20 protein-coding genes are annotated in these 21,547 nt (G+C 44.6%); 14 read left to right on the forward strand and 6 right to left on the reverse strand.

The annotated features are described in order from the left end of the window. The first annotated feature begins 7 nt into the window (after positions 1 to 7). From lysA to dxs, 8 genes are all read left to right on the forward strand, one after another. Positions 8 to 1,210, forward strand: a complete 1,203-nt coding sequence (gene lysA / locus Q8O20_RS10205) for a diaminopimelate decarboxylase (RefSeq protein WP_305531074.1) — start codon at positions 8 to 10, stop codon at positions 1,208 to 1,210. An 8-nt stretch (positions 1,211 to 1,218) separates the two neighbouring features. Continuing rightward, a complete protein-coding gene (locus Q8O20_RS10210) occupies positions 1,219 to 1,998 on the forward strand; it encodes an HAD-IIA family hydrolase (protein ID WP_305531075.1) in 780 nt (259 codons plus the stop codon). Beyond that, on the forward strand, positions 1,995 to 3,077 hold the full coding sequence (gene pheA / locus Q8O20_RS10215) for a prephenate dehydratase (protein ID WP_304740611.1): 1,083 nt from the start codon (positions 1,995 to 1,997) through the stop codon (positions 3,075 to 3,077). The genes Q8O20_RS10210 and pheA overlap by 4 nt, the downstream gene beginning before the upstream one ends. Next, positions 3,074 to 4,168, forward strand: a complete 1,095-nt coding sequence (gene hisC, locus Q8O20_RS10220; protein ID WP_305531076.1) for a histidinol-phosphate transaminase — start codon at positions 3,074 to 3,076, stop codon at positions 4,166 to 4,168. The genes pheA and hisC overlap by 4 nt, the downstream gene beginning before the upstream one ends. Before the next feature lie 12 nt (positions 4,169 to 4,180). Further along, positions 4,181 to 5,899 carry a flagellar basal-body MS-ring/collar protein FliF gene (fliF, locus tag Q8O20_RS10225; RefSeq protein ID WP_304740607.1) on the forward strand — a complete coding sequence of 573 codons (1,719 nt, stop codon included), beginning with the start codon at positions 4,181 to 4,183 and terminating at the stop codon, positions 5,897 to 5,899. 9 nt (positions 5,900 to 5,908) lie between these two features. After that, entirely contained in the window at positions 5,909 to 6,934 is a 1,026-nt protein-coding gene (gene fliG, locus Q8O20_RS10230; RefSeq protein ID WP_305531077.1) for a flagellar motor switch protein FliG, read from the forward strand. A 5-nt stretch (positions 6,935 to 6,939) separates the two neighbouring features. After that, positions 6,940 to 7,716, forward strand: a complete 777-nt coding sequence (gene fliH / locus Q8O20_RS10235; protein WP_304739333.1) for a flagellar assembly protein FliH — start codon at positions 6,940 to 6,942, stop codon at positions 7,714 to 7,716. Between the two features lie 73 nt (positions 7,717 to 7,789). Continuing rightward, complete coding sequence (gene dxs / locus Q8O20_RS10240) at positions 7,790 to 9,607, forward strand: 1-deoxy-D-xylulose-5-phosphate synthase (protein ID WP_305531078.1); 1,818 nt, start codon at positions 7,790 to 7,792, stop codon at positions 9,605 to 9,607. Here the strand turns inward: dxs and pgeF are convergent. From pgeF to Q8O20_RS10255, 3 genes are all read right to left on the reverse strand, one after another. Next, entirely contained in the window at positions 9,594 to 10,343 is a 750-nt protein-coding gene (pgeF, locus tag Q8O20_RS10245; RefSeq protein WP_305531079.1) for a peptidoglycan editing factor PgeF, read from the reverse strand. The two genes, dxs and pgeF, sit on opposite strands and share 14 nt — an antisense overlap. Before the next feature lie 48 nt (positions 10,344 to 10,391). Continuing rightward, positions 10,392 to 11,996: a methyl-accepting chemotaxis protein gene (locus tag Q8O20_RS10250; protein WP_305531080.1), complete on the reverse strand. Its 1,605-nt coding sequence runs from the start codon at positions 11,994 to 11,996 to the stop codon at positions 10,392 to 10,394. Between the two features lie 136 nt (positions 11,997 to 12,132). Next, positions 12,133 to 14,037, reverse strand: a complete 1,905-nt coding sequence (locus tag Q8O20_RS10255; protein ID WP_305531081.1) for a methyl-accepting chemotaxis protein — start codon at positions 14,035 to 14,037, stop codon at positions 12,133 to 12,135. A 190-nt stretch (positions 14,038 to 14,227) separates the two neighbouring features. Between Q8O20_RS10255 and ovoA the strand changes: the two genes are divergently transcribed. The 3 genes from ovoA to Q8O20_RS10270 are packed head-to-tail and all read left to right on the forward strand — an operon-like array spanning position 14,228 to position 17,208. Next, entirely contained in the window at positions 14,228 to 15,646 is a 1,419-nt protein-coding gene (gene ovoA, locus Q8O20_RS10260) for a 5-histidylcysteine sulfoxide synthase (RefSeq protein WP_305531082.1), read from the forward strand. Then, the gene (locus Q8O20_RS10265) at positions 15,639 to 16,802 is read left to right on the forward strand and encodes a pyridoxal phosphate-dependent aminotransferase (RefSeq protein ID WP_305531083.1); all 1,164 of its coding nucleotides are present in this window, start codon (positions 15,639 to 15,641) and stop codon (positions 16,800 to 16,802) included. Before ovoA ends, Q8O20_RS10265 begins: the two co-directional genes overlap by 8 nt. Continuing rightward, positions 16,795 to 17,208 (forward strand): hypothetical protein, encoded by a 414-nt coding sequence (locus Q8O20_RS10270; RefSeq protein WP_305531084.1) that lies wholly within the window; start codon positions 16,795 to 16,797, stop codon positions 17,206 to 17,208. Before Q8O20_RS10265 ends, Q8O20_RS10270 begins: the two co-directional genes overlap by 8 nt. Here Q8O20_RS10270 and Q8O20_RS10275 read toward each other — a convergent pair. Then, entirely contained in the window at positions 17,180 to 17,356 is a 177-nt protein-coding gene (locus Q8O20_RS10275) for a uracil-DNA glycosylase (RefSeq protein ID WP_304739642.1), read from the reverse strand. The two genes, Q8O20_RS10270 and Q8O20_RS10275, sit on opposite strands and share 29 nt — an antisense overlap. Before the next feature lie 45 nt (positions 17,357 to 17,401). Between Q8O20_RS10275 and Q8O20_RS10280 the strand changes: the two genes are divergently transcribed. Beyond that, entirely contained in the window at positions 17,402 to 18,088 is a 687-nt protein-coding gene (locus Q8O20_RS10280) for a dUTP diphosphatase (RefSeq protein WP_305531085.1), read from the forward strand. Positions 18,089 to 18,090: 2 nt separating this feature from the next. Here Q8O20_RS10280 and Q8O20_RS10285 read toward each other — a convergent pair whose 3' ends face one another. Together Q8O20_RS10285 and waaC are read right to left on the reverse strand one after the other, a co-directional pair. Beyond that, the gene (locus Q8O20_RS10285; protein ID WP_305531086.1) at positions 18,091 to 18,972 is read right to left on the reverse strand and encodes a lipid A biosynthesis lauroyl acyltransferase; all 882 of its coding nucleotides are present in this window, start codon (positions 18,970 to 18,972) and stop codon (positions 18,091 to 18,093) included. Next, complete coding sequence (waaC, locus tag Q8O20_RS10290; RefSeq protein WP_305531087.1) at positions 18,969 to 19,964, reverse strand: lipopolysaccharide heptosyltransferase I; 996 nt, start codon at positions 19,962 to 19,964, stop codon at positions 18,969 to 18,971. The genes Q8O20_RS10285 and waaC overlap by 4 nt, the downstream gene beginning before the upstream one ends. A 66-nt stretch (positions 19,965 to 20,030) precedes the next feature. Here waaC and Q8O20_RS10295 point away from each other — a divergent pair, with 66 nt between their 5' ends. Together Q8O20_RS10295 and hisH are read left to right on the forward strand one after the other, a co-directional pair. Further along, complete coding sequence (locus Q8O20_RS10295) at positions 20,031 to 20,939, forward strand: PDC sensor domain-containing protein (protein ID WP_304739650.1); 909 nt, start codon at positions 20,031 to 20,033, stop codon at positions 20,937 to 20,939. Then, positions 20,936 to 21,547, forward strand: coding sequence for an imidazole glycerol phosphate synthase subunit HisH (hisH, locus tag Q8O20_RS10300; RefSeq protein WP_305531088.1), 612 nt, complete (start codon positions 20,936 to 20,938; stop codon positions 21,545 to 21,547). The genes Q8O20_RS10295 and hisH overlap by 4 nt, the downstream gene beginning before the upstream one ends.

Raw genomic sequence — 21,547 nt, forward strand, 5'->3', positions numbered from 1 at the left:
ATTTAGGGTGATCGATTTTAAAGCTCTGGCACAAACGTACGGAACGCCATTGTACGTGTATGATTTTGATGCGATGCGTACTCAATTTGAATCATTAAAAGAGGCTTTTCGCGGCCGTAAATCAATTTTAGCCTATGCGGTTAAAGCAAATTCAAACCTTAGTGTCGTCAAACATTTTGCACAGATGGGTTCGGGTGCCGATTGTGTCTCTATCGGGGAAGTACGCCGTGCTTTGATGGCGGGCGTTCCGAAATACCGTATACTTTTTAGCGGTGTCGGTAAGCGTGATGATGAGATTCGCGAAGCGATTGAGTCGGATATCCTCTACATCAATGTCGAGAGTGAGGCGGAGCTAGGACGTGTCGAGATGATTGCACGTGAGTTAAAGTCTAAAGCCCGTATCAGTATCCGCGTCAATCCGAATATCGATCCTAAAACGCATCCGTACATTTCAACGGGGCTTCATGACAACAAATTCGGAGTTGAGATTGTTGCCGCAAAACGGATGTATATTCAAGCAAAAAACTCCGATCATCTTGACCCGGTAGGGATCCATTTCCATATCGGAAGCCAGTTGACCGAGTTAGAGCCGATTTATGAAGCGGCGGTAATTGTCGCCGATTTGCTTCGCTCCCTTCAAGCGATCGATATTGAGTTGAAATTCTTCGATATCGGGGGCGGATTGGGTGTCCGTTACGATAATGAGACGACCATTGCACCGTATGATTACGCACAGGCGATCCTCTCCGCACTCAAAGGGATCGATGTGACGATCATTTGCGAACCGGGACGTTTTTTGACAGCCAATGCGGGATATTTTTTGACGAAAGTTTTGTATGAGAAAAACAACGGAGCAAAACGTTTCGTGATGGTGGACGGTGCGATGAACGATCTTATCCGACCGAGTTTATATAAAGCGTATCACCGTATCGAGGCGTTGGACAAAACGGGTAATGAAAGTATTGCGGATGTGGTCGGTCCTGTTTGTGAGAGCGGCGACTTTTTAGCCAAAAATTATCCACTTCCAGCGATGGAACATAACGACCTCCTTGTTGTTCACAGTGCCGGAGCGTACGGTTTCGGGATGGGGAGCAACTACAATACACGCGGACGTTCTGCAGAGATTGCGGTAGAAGCGGGTAAAGAACGTCTCATTCGACGCCGTGAAACCTATGAAGATGTGATCGCCTTAGAGCGTGAGTATCTCTAGGATTGTTGATGTATTTCATTGATGTGCAGGGGACGTTGATCGAAGATAACACCAAACTCCCGACCCGTGGGGCGGTAGCGTTTATCGACCATCTCAATGCCCATCAAATCCCCTATATGGTCATTACCAACAGTACGAAAAATCCGAGTGATGAGTTTTTAGGGTATTTGAATTCGATCGGTTTGAATATTCCACAAAGTCATTATCTTGATCCGCTGATGTTGCTGGAGCGCCATATCGATAAAACTAAAAAAGTTGCCGCGTATGGATCGGAGCCCTTTTTAGAGGTTGTTCGGTCGATGGGGTACTCTCTTGATTATACATCCCCCGATGTCGTTTTGATTGCCATTAAAGAGAACTTTACCCCCGACGAATACGCTCAAATGATTGAGTTTCTCCTCGGCGATGCACAGCTTATCGGTATGCATGAAACGACCCTTTACGTCAAAAATCATAAACGTTATCCCGGTGTCGGAGCGATTTTAAAAATGTTGGAATTTGCGACATCGACTCCCTATACGGTCGTCGGTAAGCCGAGTATTCCATTTTTCGAAGAGGCATTATCTCGCCTCGGTGCGCAAAAAGCGGGTGCAGAGTTTTGTGATGTCACCATCATTAGCGATGATGTTAAGGGTGATCTCATCGGAGCCCAGAAAATGGGGATGAAAGGGGTATTTGTCCTCAGCGGGAAATATCGCAATGCCGATGAAATTATCCCATCTTTGAAACCTCACGAGTGTCCGGCAGAAATTTATGCCGATATGCAAGAGATATTGGAGCGTTTATGAAAAGTCTAGAAGAGTGCAGAGCACGAATTGATGAAATAGATAATGAAGTGGTCACCTTACTGAACCGCCGCATGGAGGTCGTTCGCCGTGTCGGTGAGATCAAGCATGAGAGTAACAGTGCTATCTACCGTCCGGAACGGGAAAAAGCGATTATTGACCGTTTGACCCGCATCAGTGAAGAACAGGGCGGGTTGCTCAATTCTCAAGCGATTGAAGCGGTATTTTTAGAGATTTTTGCCGTTGCCCGTAATCTGGAACTCCCTGAGCGAATTGCCTATCTGGGACCTGAGGGGAGCTTTACCCATCAGGCGGCAGAGTCACGTTTCGGTGCCATGAGCGATTATCTCTCTCTCGGCTCCATAGAAGCGGTATTTAAAACCCTCGAAGCCTCTCGTGCTAAATTCGGCGTTGTTCCGATCGAAAATTCTCGGGATGGTGTCGTGGGCGAAACACTTGATCTGTTGGGTAAAAGCAGCGTTAAAATCGTCGCTGAACTTTATATGCCGATACATATGGCGTTTGCTACCAAAGCGGAACAAATTCACCATATCAAAAGAATCTACTCCAAAGACAAAGGGTTCGGTCAGTGCAGAGAATTCTTGGCGGAGCACGGTTTGGACTCTATAGAGCATATTCCGGTCGAATCAACGGCAAAAGCGGCTATCTTAGCCAGTAAGGATCCTGAAGCTGCCGCGATATGTTCTCACATAGCGGCTAAACTCTACGGCGTTCCGACATTGTTTGAAAATATCGAGGATACCCAAAACAATGCGACTCGATTTTTTATTCTCAGTGATTTTAAAAATGGCATCAGCGGAGACGATAAAACATCTATTTTGGTTCGTCTAAAAGATGCTCAAAAATCAGGGGCATTAGTCCATTTTCTCGAAGATTTCAACAATGCCGATATCAATCTCAGCAAGATTGAAAGCCGTCCTTCGCGGGATAAAGACGGATTCGGGTATTGGTTTTTCATCGACTTTTTCGGCCATATCGATGAAGAGAGCGTTCAAACATTAATGAAAAAACACAATGAAGAAGTGACATGGCTGGGAAGCTACGTAAAGGGAGAATTATGAAATTTAATAAAGCATTAGAGTCTATTAAAACCTATGAAGCGGGTAAGCCGATCGAATTGGTCGTACGTGAATACGGAATCGACAAAGATTCGATTGTAAAACTTGCCAGTAACGAAAATCCGTTCGGATGTTCCCCTAAAGTCAAAGATGCGGTACGTTCCATCATCGATAATATGGCTCTTTATCCTGATGATTCGATGGTGAAGCTCAAAGCCGCGTTGTCAAGTAAATACGGGATAAAAGGGAATGAACTCATAATCGGAGCAGGGAGTGATCAGGTAATTGAATTCGCGATTCATGCCAAAGCACATAGCGGTTCGAAAGTTCTTGTGAACAGTGTAACTTTTGCCATGTATGAGATTTATGCTAAACAAGTGGGAGCAGAGATTATCCGCACCGCATCGCGCGAACACAAGATGGATGAGTTTTACGCCCTTTACTGTGAACATAAACCCTCTATCATTTTCCTCTGTACACCTAATAATCCTACGGGGGATGGACTTCTTGCGCAGGAAATGGTTGATTTTATTGCTAAAGTTGACAGCGATACCCTTGTCATTGTGGATGGTGCCTATATGGAATACGCCCGTTTTAAAAATCCCGCCTATGCGGTTGAGCCGAAAGATTTGATTGCGAAATTTGATAACGTTCTTTTTCTCGGGACATTTTCGAAAGCGTACGGATTAGGGGGAATGCGAGTGGGCTACGGAATTGCCCAATCGCCTATTATTGAAGCCCTTTATAAAGTACGCCCTCCGTTTAACATTACGACACTCTCTCTTGAAGCGGCAGCCGTAGCGTTGGAAGATGAAGCGTTCGTTCAAGAGTGTATTCGTGATAATTTTAACGAGATGGTTCGTTATGAAGAATTTGCACGCTCTAAGGGGATCGATGTGATTGATAGTTATACCAATTTCGTCACATTATCGCTTCCTGAAGAAAAAAATTCATCAAAAATTGCGCAAGAACTCTTAAAAAAGGGTATGATTGTACGTGATTTAAGCAGTTACGGATTGAACGCTATTCGTGTTACAATCGGAACCCGAGTACAAAATGATCGATTTTTTGAACTCACTGATTCTTTATTATAAAAATAGGTAACAATGGATTTTAAGACTCTTTTCGCGCAACTTGTTGTTTTTTTCGGAAAGCTTACCCAAGCTCAGAGAGCCATTATTGGTGCAGCAGTTGCGGGAATAATAGCTTTTTTGATTTTTTTAGTTGTTTATTCTTCCGAAGGATCTAAGAATGACAATGAGGGGTATCAGGTTCTTTTCGATCAACTCAGTTCTGAAGATGCGGCGAAAGTAATAGAGCAGCTTGAAAAAGATCAAATTCCTTACCGAATCCCACGTGAAAATGTGATTGAAGTCCCTAAAGAAGTAGTCTATAAAGAGCGTATTACGATTGCCTCAATGGGAATTCCCAAAGAGGGGCATGTCGGATTTGAACTTTTTGATAAGCAAGAGTTCGGTGCTACGAATTTCGATCAGGAAGTAAAATTTCGACGTGCATTAGAGGGGGAACTCGCCCGCTCTATAGACTCCCTCTCTCCTGTAGAAAAATCAAGCGTCTCTCTCGCTCTTCCTAAAGAGACTCTGTTCGTTGCCGAAGAAGTTCCCCCCTCCGCATCGGTCATGGTACAGCTTTATCCCGATCGAAAATTGACCCCTAAGCAGATTCGCGGGATTAAAAAACTCGTTGCGGCTGCTGTTCCGAAGTTGACTCCCGAAAATGTAGCATTGATCGATTCCGAGGGTGAAACTCTCGGAGATGACGATGCTGCTAGTGCTATGGGTGAACTCTCTGCAATACAGCAAATGTATAAAGCCAAAGAAGAGAAAAAGCAGGAAGAGAAAATTATTAATGTTCTTGCCCCTTTTATCGGCGGGAAAGATCGCGTCGTCGCAAAAGTGACCATCGAGTATGATTTTTCAGAACAAAGTTCAACATCGGAAAAATACGATCCTGAAAATGTCGTGCGCAGCGAACAGTCCTCCGAAGAAAAACGTGACGGAGCAACCCCTCCGCAAGTGGGAGGCGTTCCGGGTGCGGTCAGCAACATCGGTCCGGTAGAAGGGCTTGCGGGCAGCGGCGGTGAAAAATTCGAAAAAACAACCGGAACCACAAATTACGAAGTCTCTAAAACGGTTTCGACCACCAAGATGGAATTTGCACGTATTAAACGGATGACGGCCGCCGTTGTCGTAGACGGTAAGTACGAAGCGAAAAAAGATCCCGCAGGAGAGGCGACCGATGAGATAGCGTACGTTGCACTGGATGAGACACAAATTCAGGCTATTGATGCATTGGTTAAGCAATCTATCGGTGTAGATGAGCAGCGAGGGGATCAGGTTACGGTTCGTAATTTTGAATTCCAAGCCTCTAAAGACGGGTTGCAGCCCAAAGATGCGGCTTCTAAAACATCCGAGTTTATCGCTACGTATATCACACCGTTTGCCCCTATCTTCAAGTATCTTTTAGTAGCGGTTATTTTATTTATTGCGTACAAAAAAATCATTATCCCGTTTGCGGAACGTATGCTTGAATTCAGTCGAGAAGAAGAAGAATTTGAAAAGCCGAATCTTGAAATTGCCGATGATGAAGATGAAGATTTAGCGGAAAAAGTACAGCTTATGCGTAAAAAAGTGGAAAATCAACTGGGGCTTGGGGAAAATTTCAACGAAGATGAACTTAAATACGATGTCTTATTGGAAAAAGTTCGTGAAATTGCGGAAGACCATCCGGAAGAGATAGCCTCGTTGATTCAAGCTTTGATCGATGAAGAATCGGTGCCTGCCGATAGTCCACATAAGCGATAGGAGGGGTATATGACTTTGACGCAGTCCCAGCAAGCTAATTTTGATGAAATGAGTATGTCTCAAAAGATTGCAATTTTGTTGGTGCAGCTCGGAGAAGATGTTACCGCTACTATCTTTTCTCGGATGAATGTCGAGGCAATTACCGAAGTTTCAAAATACATTGCAAATAACCGTTCTATCGAAAAAAATATCGGTGCGGCTGTTTTAGAAGAGTTTTATGCGATCATCCAATCCAATCAATACCTCAATACCGGCGGTATGGATTATGCTCGTGAAATTCTCTACAAAGCGCTAGGGCCTGAAGAAGCGAAAAAGGTATTGGAACGTCTGAGCAAAACGATGCAGGGTGCCCAGAACTTTTCGTACTTGTCTAAAATCAAACCGCAGCAGCTCGCCGACTTTATTATGAATGAGCACCCTCAGACCGTTGCGCTAATCTTAGCGCATATGGATCCTTCCTCTGCTGCAGAGACCCTCTATATCTTCCCGGATGATTTACGGGCCGAAGTGGCGATGCGTATGGCAAAACTCGGGGATATTTCTCCATCGATCATTAAACGGGTCAGTGCCGTTCTTGAATCCAAACTCGAATCTCTTGCTAGCTATAAAGTGGAAGTGGGCGGACCGCGCGCGGTGGCCGATGTCTTCAACCGTTTGGGAGCGAAAGCTTCCAAAGCGACCCTCACGCAAATCGAACAGCTCGATCAGGAACTTGCGGCATCGATCAAAGAGATGATGTTTACGTTCGAAGATATGGTTGATCTGGATGGTAACAGTATCCGTGAAATCCTCAAAGCAGTCGATAAAAACGATCTTATGCTGGCACTTAAAAATGCGGCGGAAGAGCTTAAAGAGAAATTTTACGCCAATATGTCTCAACGTGCCAAAGATGCTTTTGTCGAGGAGCTCCAATTCTTGGGTGCCGTTAAGATGAAAGAGGTTGAGAGCGCTCAGCGTAAAATCGTTGATGCGGTTCAGGCATTGGCAGAGCAGGGTATCTTGCAGCTCGGCGAATCTGAAGAGATGGTGGAGTAAACGAGATGGATGTTGTAATTCAGCACAATTCTGCAGGGGCTCATACCATTAGTAAATATCAATTTAAAATTCTCTCATCGCTTTCGGGGTTGAGTGTCGGAGAAGCAAGCCAAGAGATAGATAATATTTCATCACAAGAGCAGCCTCGGGAACAAAGAAATGAAGAGACAAAATCCTCCAAGGATGAGTTGATTGAGTCTTTGATGAAAAAAGCCGATGAGATGAGTTCGAATGTGATTAAAATGCAGATGCGGCTTGAATCACTCCAAGAAGAACATGCACTTGCCATCGAAGAGGCAAAAAAAGTAGCGTATCAAGAGGGTATTGAAGCAGGTATAGCACAAGAGAAATCCCAAAATGAAGGGCAAAGTGCACAATCGCATGATCAACTCGCTTCATCGGTGAAGACATTGGAAAATGCCGCAGCTGAGTTTGTGAGTGGATTAGGCTCCATTCAAAAAGAGCTTACCCATACGGCATTGGATATTGCCAAAGAGGTGATTGGGATTGAAACGGGAGAGCACAGTGCCAAAATAGCGGCGAAGCTTTCGAACGATTTAATCGAAGAGTTGAAAGATGCTTCTAAAATAACGTTGCGGGTTAATCCGGCTGATCACGGATTTATCTCTGAAAAAGTGGGGTCACTTACCCATGTAGAGGTATTGTCCGATCGTGCTATCAGTGCCGGAGGGGTAGTCGCGATCAGTGATGTCGGAAATATCGATTCTGAGATAAAAAAACGTTATGAAAGGCTAAAACGCTCATTGTTGCTTGAATCATAAAGCTTTTTCGCGAACATTCACTTTTATACTATAGACTTCGAACAAAGAATTATTTTTAGGACAGTGCATCATAATGAATATCAAAAATTTTACTTTGCCTCAGCTGGAAGAACTATCTCAAAAAATACGGGATCGCATTTTAGAAGTGGTGAGCACCAACGGCGGTCATTTAAGCTCTACACTCGGAGCCACCGAGATTATTGTGGCTATGCACAAAGTATTTGATGCGGCACAAGATCCTTTTATTTTCGATGTATCTCACCAATCGTACGCGCATAAACTTCTTACAGAAAGATGGGAGGAATTCGCAACGCTTCGTCAGTTCGGCGGCCTCAGCGGTTACACAAAACCATCTGAATCGGATAAGGACTATTTCGTAGCAGGGCATAGTTCGACCTCTATCTCTTTGGGTGTCGGAGCGGCAAAAGCGATTGCCCTTAAAAATGAGCAAGCGAACCGTATCCCCGTTGTGGTTATCGGAGATGGGGCAATGTCTGCGGGGATGGCGTATGAGGCGATGAATGAACTGGGTGATCGTAAATACCCGATGGTTATTATTCTCAACGACAATGAGATGTCTATCGCCAAACCGATCGGAGCGATCAGCCGAATGCTTAGTTCCGCAATGGCCAGCCCTTTTTATCAGCGGTTTAAACGAAAAACAGAGCAGTTTGTCGATAATTTCGGAGAAGGGGCCCACTATCTCGCGAAGCGATTTGAAGAGTCATTCAAACTCATTACGCCGGGAATTATGTTCGAAGAGATGGGGATCGAATATATCGGCCCCATCGACGGGCATGATCTCAAATCGTTGATTGAGACGTTTGAAATTGCCAAAGGGATGGGTAAACCGGTATTGGTTCATATCCAGACCATTAAGGGCAAAGGGTACGAGATTGCCGAGGGGAAACATGAGAAATGGCACGGTGTCTCACCGTTTGATCTAAAAAGCGGTACGGCCAACGCTAAAAGTTCACTTAAAAGTGCTACGCAGATTTATGCGGACGCCCTTATGGAACAAGCGCTCAAGAACGAAAAAATTGTCGGCGTTACTGCGGCTATGCCGAGCGGAACAGGCTTGTCGGCATTGATGGAAAAATATCCAGAACGTTTTTGGGATGTGGCGATAGCCGAACAGCATGCGGTAACGTCAATGGGAGCATTGGCAAAAGAGGGTTTTAAACCGTTTTGTACGATTTACTCCACCTTTTTACAACGGGGATTTGACCAAGTGATCCACGATGTCTGTCTGATGGATTTGCCGGTTGTTTTTGCACTCGATCGTGCCGGAATCGTCGGGGAAGACGGAGAAACCCATCAAGGGGCGTACGATATCAGCTTTTTACGTCTTATCCCTAATATGACCCTTTGTGCACCGCGTGATGAGCTCTCTTTTCATCAGATAATCGAGTTTGCATCGACGTATGAACATCCATGTGCCATCCGTTACCCGAGAGGTGCCTTCGCAGAAGCTGATTTGATTGAATCGGTTTCGTATGAGAGCGGAAAATCCCAACTTCTTATTTCCAACGACTCTAACCGGTTGTTTATCGGATACGGAAACGGTGTCGGACGTGCGGCGCAAACGATGGCTTTTATGGAGGAACAACCTTCATTGCTGGATTTGCGCTTTGTTAAGCCTCTTGATATACAGATGCTTCGCCAAATGGCGCAAGAACATAAACAATGGTACATTTTCAGTGATTCGGCACGAATCGGTGGAGTGGGCAGTGCATTGCTCGAATGGCTCAGTGAAGAGAAAATTACCGATGTAGAAGTGGTGAGTTTCGAATACGATGATACGTTTATCAAGCACGGCAATACTAGGCTTGTAGAAGAGTCTTTGGGGCTTCTCCCTGAACAATTAGCCGCTCGGGTTATCGGAGGATAATTACCCCCGCTATTCTCCCTGTATGCTGCTTATCCGCTCGGTACGAAAAGTATCGCTCATGATGGCATGAGGTACACTCCTGAATCACTTCTATTTTTTCAATCCCTAGCCGTTTTAATTGCATTAACAGAATCGTATTAACATCCAAAAAGAGTTTTTTATCCTCTCGTCGCAAGGCACAGCTATACCCTTTTTCTTCACATTCTGAGGCAATCGTTTCGTTGATCTCATAACAGCATCCGCCGATAGAGGGGCCAAGTACGATACACAAATCCTCTTTGTGCGATCCGAATGTTTGGTTCATGGCATCGATCGTTTTTGGGAGGATGGTATTTAGTGCCCCGGATCGTCCCGCATGGACTGCCCCTATTGCTTTATGGATGGGGTCATAGATTAATATCCCAGTACAATCGGCACTCATAACCATGAGCGGTGTATTAGAACGGTTGGTGATAAGGGCATCGCATTCGGGCGGCGTATCGAAATTGAGGGTTTCATCAACGATGACGATCCGATCGGAGTGGATTTGATGCATATGGATGAGAGAATGACGATTGTAGGCTAGTTTATCGGCAAGTAGATCGTGATTTTTTACAACGTCTTCGGGGTTGTCTCCGACATGAAACGCGAGATTCGCATCAGTATAGGGAGCTTTTGAAATGCCGCCGAGCCGTGAGGTAAAGGCGGCAGTAATAGTGGAAAATGACGCTAAAAGAGCGGGAGAGACGGTTTTCATGAGAATGAGTATACCGTGACTCTCTTTGGGAAAGAATAAATGTATCGGTTAGGTTCGGTAGGTAGAAATTTGTGCCGTCATCTCTGCGGCTACGTGGTGAAGATGTTCGGCTGCTGCTGCGATCTCTTCCACATTTCGGACATTGGATGCCGACATGATGCTGATCTTATTGATCTCATCAATGATTGTGTCATTACGTTTAGTATTGCTTTCCGCTTTCTGTGCGACTTCGTGCATCCCCTCAACCGTATCTGTAAGGGTATTGACCGCCATCTCAGTATGCGATTCGACTTCACTTGAGAGATGGGAGAGTTTTTCCATACGGTGAACATTGTCATTCATTTGTTCCGACATATCCATAATGGACTGGACAATGACATTCACGGTTGCATTCGTCTCGACAAGGCTCTTTTGGGTCCGTTCGGCGAGTTTACGTACTTCATCGGCCACTACGGCAAAACCACGACCGTGCTCACCAGCCCGCGCTGCTTCGATAGCCGCATTGAGCGCTAAAAGGTTCGTTTGATCGGCAATATCGGAGATAACTGTAAGGACATTTTTCACTTGCTCCGCTTCATGGGTCAGCGAGTTAAGTTTTTCGTTCATCGCGGCTTCAATTTCTACCGTTTGATTGAGTGATTCAACCGTCTCTTTGAGAGCGCTCTGTGCCGCGTTGAGGTTGGTTCGCGCATTGGTCGCCATATCGCTTACCGCATGGGTTCGGATAACGGCTTCGTTCATCTCATTTTTGATTATATTGGCGTTTTCAGTGGTTTCCATGACAATTTTAGAGGCATCTTCCGCCTGCTTGCCAATCGATAAGGTGGTTGCGGAGAGCTCTGTCGCCACCGAGAGGTTTTCGGATGAGGAGTGTTGCGCTGTGGCAAATGTATCGCGTAGCGCATTGGTTAGTGCGTTGATATTATCGGCGACTTCGGTCAGCTCATTTTTACCCGGCAATGTTATCGCATGGGTGAGATCTTTATTACTCACCATCGTATGGACGTTTTCATTCAATGTTTTAACGGCGCGGCTGATGGTAGAGGTCGTTAAATAGGCTACAATTAATCCGATGAGGGTTGAAAACACCCCTAATAAAAATGTTGTTGTTGCAGAAAAATTGGATTTATCCATCGTATTGGTTAAGTTATCGGAGGCCTCTTTGATTTGAGTCGCTTTTAGCTTATCAATATTTTCTGCTAATTTTCCAGTCATTTGATCGAATTGCCCCATTGCATCATTTCCCTCGGAAGTACTGCGTCCATAGGCGCTCTTCATCTCTTTACCCGCTTCGAGCAATGCGGCAGCATCTTTTTTGATAGCTTCTACACTGGATAACGCTTGGGTATCATGTTCTTCTTTGAACATTTTTTCAAATGAATCCATATCCTCTAAAAATGCGGTATGTGCTTTGTTGGCTTCCTCAACCGATCCCTCTTCTTGGGTTAATGCGGCATCGGTCAAAAATTGTTGCATTTGGCATGATTGGTATTTTGCATCAGCCGCTTTAAACGCGTACGGTACTGACTCCGTGGAGGTTTCCTCCACTAAAGTACTGATATTGTTACTATTAACTGTCCCTATGAATGCATTGAGTGCTACGAGAAAAATAACCGCACCGATCCCATAGCTGAGCTGTTGCTTTATCGTCATGTGTAAATCCCTTCACTAAAGTTATTTATATAATAATACTCTAAAGATGGTCACGTACTGGTCATAAACGGATAAATTAGTAAAAAAACAGTCAAAATGTTACTTTATTAATAAGCAATTGATAATTTATTATTTTTTACGCTTCCGATAACATCGTATCCATGAGAACAAATAATTCGTGCGATGCTTTTTCCATTTCTTGAAAGTTTTCAATAATTTTATCTGCATGATCGATACATTTATCTTGATTTGCGTGAACAAATTTTAGATTTTCATTTGCTTTTTCGTGGACTGTTTCATGCGGAGTTTTTAGTTGCGGATAACTGCGGGTATTTCCAAATCGGCGTTTCCCTTCGTTGTCATACCATTGTCCCATATGGCAGTGATGGGTATCCATTGTTTCGAGTTGTTGTTCGCAGGTCATAATACTGTTGTAGGCACGAGATTTGTAGAGAATATGTTCGATTTTTGCCAATACGACGAAGACGTTGTTCTCCATTTTATAGGAAGAATCAACGATGCGCGATGAACTCTCGTTGAGTTTAATCAGGGTGTGTTCGAAGTCATTTATTTTCTCACTGGAACTCTCTACAACATTGTTCATCTCTTCGGCACTGGTTTGAATTTCACTCATATCTTGTTGCAAGGAGTTGATAGATACGGAGATTTCTCCGGTTGCTTTGTGGGTTCTTTCGGCGAGTTTGCGCACTTCATCGGCAACCACCGCAAAACCGCGTCCGTGTTCTCCCGCGCGCGCTGCCTCGATAGCGGCATTAAGGGCTAAGAGATTGGTTTGATCGGCGATATCGGTGATAAATTCGATAATAGAGGTAATTTCGGCAGCACGGGTAGAAATATGAGAAATTGCATCGTTATTGTTAGTGACTTTTTCAGTTAACATTCCGAGTTCAGTAATGATTTCACCGATAGTCTGACGGCTGTTGTCGGCCAAGGTAGCGGCATCTTTGGTTGCCGAAGTGACTTGTTTGAGATTTTGAATATTGTTGTGTAAATCATGTTGAATAACGCCGAGGCTCTCGGTCACCTGTATATTGAGGTGACTGAGTTGCGCATTCATGGAGTCGCGTCGTTTTTTTAACTCCTGGTCTTTCATAACATCGATACTTTCTCGCACTCGTCCTATTGCATCCACAAAAGCTCCATGCATCCCTGCATCCGTGATCGGTTGAGAAAAATTGCCATGAGTAGCATTGGTGATGGAGGTATTGATTTGGGAGATAAAGTTTTCAATTTGCTCAAGAAGCTGCTGCAGGGCATCGGCCATGACCCCTAGCTCTGTTCCGGGACTGGCATCGATATGGGTATCGGAAAAATTACCTTCGGCAACTTTTTTGATAACACGGGTAAAACTCTCTAATGCTTTGATAATTGAAGATTGGATAAGGGAAGCAAATGCGAAAATAATGATGGCTACGGTAATACCGCAAATGAGAACAAAGAGTTTATAGAAAGTGATTTCCGTATGCAGATCGGTAGAGGCACTCTCTAATGCCGTTTGTTTGATTTTAACAACCTGTTGGAAATCATCACGTGAGGCATCGGCATAAGGGGTTAATTCTTCTTTATATTTTGCGTAAATTTCAATACTGTTCGAAGTGATGGTGTCGGGATTCAGTGATTTCATCATCACATAAGAGTTGTCCAAAAATTGGGTAGTACTCTTTTTGGCATGTTCAATTAATGTTTTAGATTCTTGATCGGTTGAGGTCTCTTCGAGTTTGGAAAAAGCGGCATTAATTTTTTCGATACGCTCACTGAGTTTTGCCATATTTTTATCATAGCTTCCCCCTAGCATGATATCTCGGCTGGTACGACTTACATAGTTGAGATCTTTTTCGATTTCCAGAGCGAGTAAAGCCCCCTGTGTCGAATTTTTTTGGAGCGTTTCGTATTGAGACTCAATACTGCTGAGGGCAAAGAAAACGAAAACCGAGGCACCGACGACAGAAAATGTAGCTGCGATGACAAGATAACGCATCCGTTGTCGGATACTCAGGCGGTGAAGCAGGGTGTTAAACATTGAAAAACCTTTATAAAAATTGATGAACATGTATTTGAATAATACGCGAATGTGACAAGATTGTAATATTATAATATGATTTGTAGATTCTGCGTAATAATCTTGAGTTAAACGGTAGGGTTCGCATTTAGCAAAAGGGTAGATGGAAATAGGATAAAATACTTTAAACAATGGAAATAAGGGTAGAACGGTGTTAGAGAAACAGATAAACTCGGTACATTTGGATGGCGAAAAGACGGTACTTAAACGTCAAGAACTAAGTGCATATTTTCATCAGAGCTTTGATTTATTTGAATCACTTTTTGAGCTTCTAAAGTCGGACGAGGTCTTTTACCGACAATCTGAGCCGACGCGTCATCCGATGATCTTCTATTTCGGTCATACGGCTATTTTTTACATTAATAAGCTTGTTGCTTCCGGTGCGTTAAAAGAGCGAATTAATCCCCATTTTGAAGAGTTGTTCGCTGTCGGAGTCGATGAGATGACGTGGGATGCGCAGAGTGATACTTTGAGATGGCCGAGCGTTGATGAGGTTCGCCAATACCGTGATAAAGTTCGTCACCTTGTGGATGAGCTGATTATGTCGATGCCGATGAAGCTTCCCATCACCAAAGAAGATCCGTTTTGGGCAATTTGGATGGGAATCGAGCATGAACGGATACATATTGAGACCTCCAGTGTTCTCCACCGTCAGATGCCGATAGAATTTGTCCGCGCGCACAAGGATTTTCCGGCTTGTCCTATTCAAGGGGACGCTCCTGAAAACAGTATGGTCGATTTTAATGCCGCTGAGATCAAGCTTGGTAAAGGAGATTCGGATAAAGGGCTATACGGTTGGGACAATGAATACGGAAGTGCCACCTATTTCGTAGAGCCGTTTCAAGCGTCCAAATATTTGGTGAGTAACGGCGAATTTATGGATTTTGTTGCCGCAAACGGGTATGGAGTTAGCAGGTGGTGGGATGAAGAGGGGTTAAAATTTCTCAAAATTCGAAAGGCTACCTGTCCGCCATTTTGGGTTCAACAAGAAGATGGAACGTATAAATATCGCTCTTTAACGCATGAGATTGATATGCCTTATAACTGGCCGGTAGAGGTGAACGCTCTCGAAGCGGAAGCATTTTGTCGCTGGAAGAGTGCTCAAGAGGGGGCGACTTATCGGCTCTCTAGTGAAGCGGAATGGGCAGTGATGGCACAAGAGGGCGGTATGAGTGAGGAGATATTTGACGATTCTCGCGCCAATATTAATCTCGCCCACTATGCCTCATCGGTCCCCGTCGATACCTTCGCCCATGGAGAATTGTACGATGTGGCAGGAAACGTATGGCAATGGACACAAACCCAAATGGATGCGTATGAGGGATTTGTGACCCATCCGTGGTATGCCGATTTTTCAGAGCCGACGTTTGACGGTAAGCATAACCTTATTAAAGGGGGATCGTGGATTTCGACCGGTAATGAGATCCTCTACCCCTCACGCTATGCGTTCCGTCGCCATTTTATTCAGCATGCCGGATTTCGGTACGTCATCGGCGAGGGTGAAAACGAAACACTCAAATATGAGCGTATCGAGCAGATGTTTGCGAAATGGAAAAAACGGTATGGATGAGTTCCGGTTTATTGACCGCAGTGCGACGAATGCCGAAAAATATATGCTTCGGCAAAAACTGTTTCATACCGAAGCGGTTATCCCCATGTGGGTAGCTGATATGGATATTATGACTCCCGAATGTGTGATTCATGCCGTGCAGGAACGGTTGCTTCATCCGATCCTCGGGTATGAAATCATGCCCGATAGCGCTTACGCCGCACAGATTGAGTGGGTGAGAGAGCATCATAGTTTTGAGATAAAAGGTGAATGGCTCAGCTACTCACCCTCGGTGGTGGCGTCGATCGGGTGTGCGATTCGAGCGCTGAGTGAGGCGGGGGATGAAGTGATCGTAATGGACCCCGTCTATCCCCCTTTTTATTCTATGGTGCGCGATAACAATCGTCAGCTTATCCTTCATCCGCTGAAACAAGATAATGAGGGGATATATCGCTTCGATATCGAGCGCCTACGTGCTCAAATCACACCGAAAACTAAACTGTTATTACTCTGCTCGCCTCATAACCCTATCGGACGCGTGTGGAGCCGTGATGAGCTTTTAGCGCTGGGGGAATTGTGTCTAAAGCACGGGATCCGTATTATCAGTGATGAAATTCATTCCGATATCGTCTTTACACCGCACACGCATATTCCGATTACGTCACTCTCTGATGAGCTTTTACATAATACGATCACTCTAATAGGACCAGGGAAAACGTTTAATATGGCGGGATTCTCGATTTCTACCGTTTGTATCGCTTCAGATGAACTGCGCACTTTTTATGACAAAGAGGCTCATTGTGTCCACTTTGGTGATGGTGCGGCACTCTCTCATGTAGCGTTTGAAGCAGCCTATACGTACGGTGAGAAGTGGCATAGGCGGTTACTGCAACATTTGGAACGTAACGTTCAAAGGATCGAAGAGTGGATCACAGACCATCCTCAGCTTAAATTTCATCCCCCCGAGGCAACTTATTTGGCATGGCTTGATTGTCGAGAACTGGGTTTAGGAGATCGGGAATTGAGAGAGTTTTTTAGTAGTAAAGCCGGATTGGGACTGAGCCCAGGACTTAGTTTCGGTAAAGAGGGATCAGGTTTTATGCGGCTTAATTTTGCCGTCCCTACCGAGGTCTTGGAAGATGCCCTAAGCCGTTTAAGCGGAGCGTTACATGGATAAAAAAATAATCTCTTTTATTCAAAACCACCATCTTCTCTCTCTTGCAACAATGGGGGAGCGGCTATGGTGCTGTTCGATGTTTTACGCGTATGATGCAGAAACTATATCGTTTATCGTTGCTTCCGATGAGACGACAGAACATATGAATAATGTTTCAGGATGTTCATCCGTAGCGGGTACGGTAGCATTTGAGACCAAAACGGTCGGGAAAATTCAGGGGATACAGTTTAGCGGAGTGATGGCACAAGCGGAAACAAAAGGATATGACCTTTATTTCAAGGCGTTTCCCTATGCACGGATTATGAACCCGACGTTGTGGGAAATACGGCTCGATGAGGTCAAAATGACCGATAACACCTTGGGATTTGGGAAAAAGGTTATTTGGAAACGCTCTTTTTCGGAGTGAAGTAAGAACAAGGTGCCCCGCTGGAACTCTGAACGACCATTGATGGGATCATTTTTGCTTTAAACCCGTACGCTTTACACCCGTGAGGCTGATGGGCTTCCCATGTGACAAAATAATAGGTGCATTTATGACAATTTATTTTTTCCATTAGCGGAATATTACCGTATAATTTCACAGATTGAAAAGGATAGATATGAATAAATTGCTCTGTATGGTAGAACTCCAACAAAAATTGAATGATGCAACTAACGGGTTAGGTTGGGAAAAAGGGGTAACGAAAGAGGGAAAAGCGATCAATTGGCGTCGTTGTATTACTATGGAATCGGCTGAGATGATCGATTCGTTCGGATGGAAACATTGGAAAAGTATTGCACAGCCGACCGATTATGCCAATCTTCAAATCGAGATTGTCGATGTATGGCATTTTGTGATGAGTTTGCTTCTAGAGTTTACCCATAACAATGGAGCGGAAAGTATTGGAGAGTTGGCGGAACGGATGTCCAAGACTCCGGAATATCAACGATTAAATACGGCGATATCTCTTGAATTCGGCAGTGACCCGCTTTTAATGACTAAAATAGAAAATGTTATGCGTCTTTCCCTTATCCCTGTCTCTGCGGAGATGGTCGGTGCCTTGATCGAGGAGTTTTTTGAACTGGCCTATTTGGGAGCGTTAAATACGACAGAGCTTTACCGTTTGTATGTCGGTAAAAATATCCTCAATCAGTTTCGCCAAGATCACGGCTACAAAGAGGGAAGCTATATCAAGCTTTGGAACGGTTTAGAAGATAACGTGGTAATGAAACGCGCTTGGGAAACCAATCCCGATATGACCCCTGAAGAGTTGTACGACGCACTTAAAGCCGCTTATCCGGCATAAAGTTAGGCCGAATATATCTCTTTGTATTCGCCTTTCCACCGTTTGTGGCACCAGAACCAGAGTTTCGGATGCGCTCGAATGAGACGCTCCAGTGCATCGATCTGTTCTCCCGTAGCTGCTACAATCGCCTCTTCGTTTACCCCCTCCACATCAATAGGATCTTCAAAGGCAACGGTGTAGTTTTTTTCATCTTCGCTTGTAATGTAGACACCCACAATCGGAGTATTAAATTTACTCGAAAGATGGGCTGCCGTGGAGGAGTGATAGGCAGGATAACCGAAAAAGTCGGCGGATACCCCATATTGTGGATTGCTCCCCTGATCGATCATCAATAAAACCGAGCCGTTGTTTTTGAGGGTTTTTGCCATATGTTTAAGGGCACCTTTTTTTTCGGCTAGTGCCATTTTATGACGTGAGCGAGCCTCTAATAAATACGAATCGAATTCACTTCGACTAAACCCTTTATAGATAGAGGAGAGCGGGGTGATAAGAGAAGAGAGAGCCGCACCTCCCAATTCCCAATTTCCGAAATGGGCGGAGACAAAAATAATTCCGCTCCCCTGCGCCAAAATAGCATCCACTTTTTCACGATTTTTAAACGTTACCACTTTGGCTATATCCTCGGCCGAATTTCGTCTGTTTTCCATTGTCTGGAGCAGATTGAGGGCTAGATTGCGATAGCAATAGCTTTCAATTTCTCTCTTTTCATCGTGAGAGAGTTCATTTTTAAACGCAAAAGAGAGATTTTGCTGAATGATACGGTTGCGTTGTGACGCGATTTTATGCGCCAATGCAGCGAGTGACGTAAAGAGCCCTTTTCGCCAAGGGTAAGGGAGTGACATTAAAAAAGCGTCCAGAATTAAAAAGAGGCGAAATAAAATCATACTAAAAGTTCCTTGGCTTTTTGAAGTATCACGGAAGGGTCAATCTCCCGAATTGAAAAATCGTTTCGGTTGATTTTCAGAATATTGACGGATGAGGGAGATTTTATCCCAAGATTGCTAACGGTTGGGAAAATCATCCGCTCGTTTGTGGGGCCGAAAAGGGTGATGGAAGGGCGGTTCATTGCCCACCCCATATGGGTAGGTCCCGTATCGTTACCGATGATGAGATCGCAATGGCCGATAAAACTGACCAACTCAATCAGCGACATTTTTGGAGCAACGTGCGCGTTGGAAGAGTGCTGTGCAATCCATTGTGCATCAAGACGCTCATTCTCACTTCCCCAGATCAAAAAACATGGATAGGATAGGGCGTCGCATAATGATGCAAAATGCTCTTTTGGATAGCACTTGCTCGGCCAAGACGCTCCGATAACGCAGGCAATATTTTTTAGTGGGGTGAGCTCTTGAGGTCTCTTGAGGAGAGGGAAAAGAGGCTCTTTGTTTAGAATATCGTTTTCATTATAGGGGATGTGCAGTGCTTCGGTTATGACGAGAACATTACGTTTGATAACATTCATCTCATAAGGGATTGCGGAGGTTGCATCGTAAAACCATGCGGCAATCGCCTCACGTGCACTGTGACGGTCAAAACCGTGTACTTTTCCTTTTAAAAACGAGGCGACAAGCGCCGATTTTAATAACCCTTGCGCATCGATAATCTGATCGTAGGGGGGAGTAGATTTGAGGGAGCTGATCGTCTCTCTAAGAAGTGCGAAACTTTTGTTTTTCTTGATTCGTTTGAGGGGGACGGGGATCACTTCATTGATGAGAGGATGGCTTTGTAAAATCGAGGCGAATGCTTCCTCAACATACCAGTCAATGGTTGCATTAGGGTAATATTTACGGATAATCTGCAAGACTACGGCAGTATTGACGATGTCGCCCAATGCGCTTAAGCGTACAATAGCGATTCGGAAATTTCGAGTATTCATAAGCATAACTATAGCGCAACTAAGCTACAATCCGCATCAATTACAGGTGTAAGGAGAGGAGAGATAATGGTTGTTCAAGATATTCAGCAGTTTGCAGAAATCCGCCCGAAAGCACGAGCCTATTTTTGTTATTTATTCCATAAAAATCTCCCGAATCATCTCCCGTCCGTTTCGATAGAATCCCTAACCGCCCGTTTGCTAAAAATACGGGGTGATCTTAAAGGACTTGAAGCGGCGTATGTCCTTGACGCAAAAGGGGATCAAGTCACTCCGACTTATCTTAAAAGCGGAAAAAATGAGGAAGATATCGGGGTAAGCCGCTCTACACGAGCCTATTACTATCGTGCTATGCATGAGCGCAGATGTACTATCACCGATCCCTATCCCTCTTTGCTTAACGACGAATTGACCGTTACCGCATCGGAGCCTATTTTCGACGAACACGGTGAAATCGTTTACGTAGCCTGTATCGATATGCCGTTGGCAGAAGTGTTGAAAATTGCTCATCCCATGGCGCTTGAATCGGTAGCAGGGCGTTTTTTCAGAGTAGCGTACGGGGCATTTACCGTTGTCCTCGCATTGGTCTCTTTACTCCTTTTTGTCAAAGGGATAGAGGGATTTTTGTCGTATGGAATGGGTCAGTATGATCGAATCGAGATTAAAGATATTTTTGAAGCGACCATTCTCTTGACACTCTCTTTGGCGATATTGGATTTGGTAAAAACGCTCTTCGAGGAGGAAGTGTTAGGACGTCCTAAAAGCGATCCCTCATCGAGCATTCATAAAACTATGGTCCGTTTTTTAGGTTCGATTATCATTGCCCTCTCGATTGAAGCGTTGATGCTCGTCTTTAAGTTCGCGATGACCGAACCGCATATGCTAGTAAATGCGATTTACATTATCGGCGGAGTGGCGATGCTCCTTGTCGGGCTTGCCGTATACATCCGTTTTACAAACCTAGGAGAACGTCATTGATAGCTATCGTCGATTACAACATGGGCAATCTTGCCAGTGTCAAAAATGCTTTTGATCTTTTGGGTGAAAAGGTAGTGGTTGAGTCCGATCCCGAGAAGCTGAAGACGTATGATCGTATTATTCTCCCCGGTGTCGGTGCATTCGGAGATGCGATGGAGCATTTGCGGGAGCGCGGGATGGATGAAGCGGTGCGTGAATACGCACAAAGCGGAAAATACCTTCTCGGAATTTGTCTCGGGATGCAGCTTTTGTTTGAATCGAGCGAAGAGTTCGGTATTTCCGAGGGGCTTGGATTGATTCAAGGTCGGGTTGTGGCGTTTGATACGAGCCGTTTTCACACCCCTCTGAAAGTTCCTCATATGGGATGGAATCGGATGTTTACGACGGATCATCCGCTGTTTCAGGGGCTTGACGCGGCTCATTATCTTTATTTCGTCCATTCGTATCATGCCCTCTGTACCTCACAAAGTGACAGTATCGGTGAAAGTGTCTATGGATACCGCTTCAGTAGTGCCGTGGCGCATGAGAATGTGATGGGAATACAGCCCCATCCTGAAAAAAGCCACGATAACGGGCTGAATATACTCAAAAATTTTATTAACCTCTAA

Origin of the sequence: Sulfuricurvum sp. (genome assembly GCF_030691015.1) — a bacterium.
Lineage (GTDB): Bacteria > Campylobacterota > Campylobacteria > Campylobacterales > Sulfurimonadaceae > Sulfuricurvum.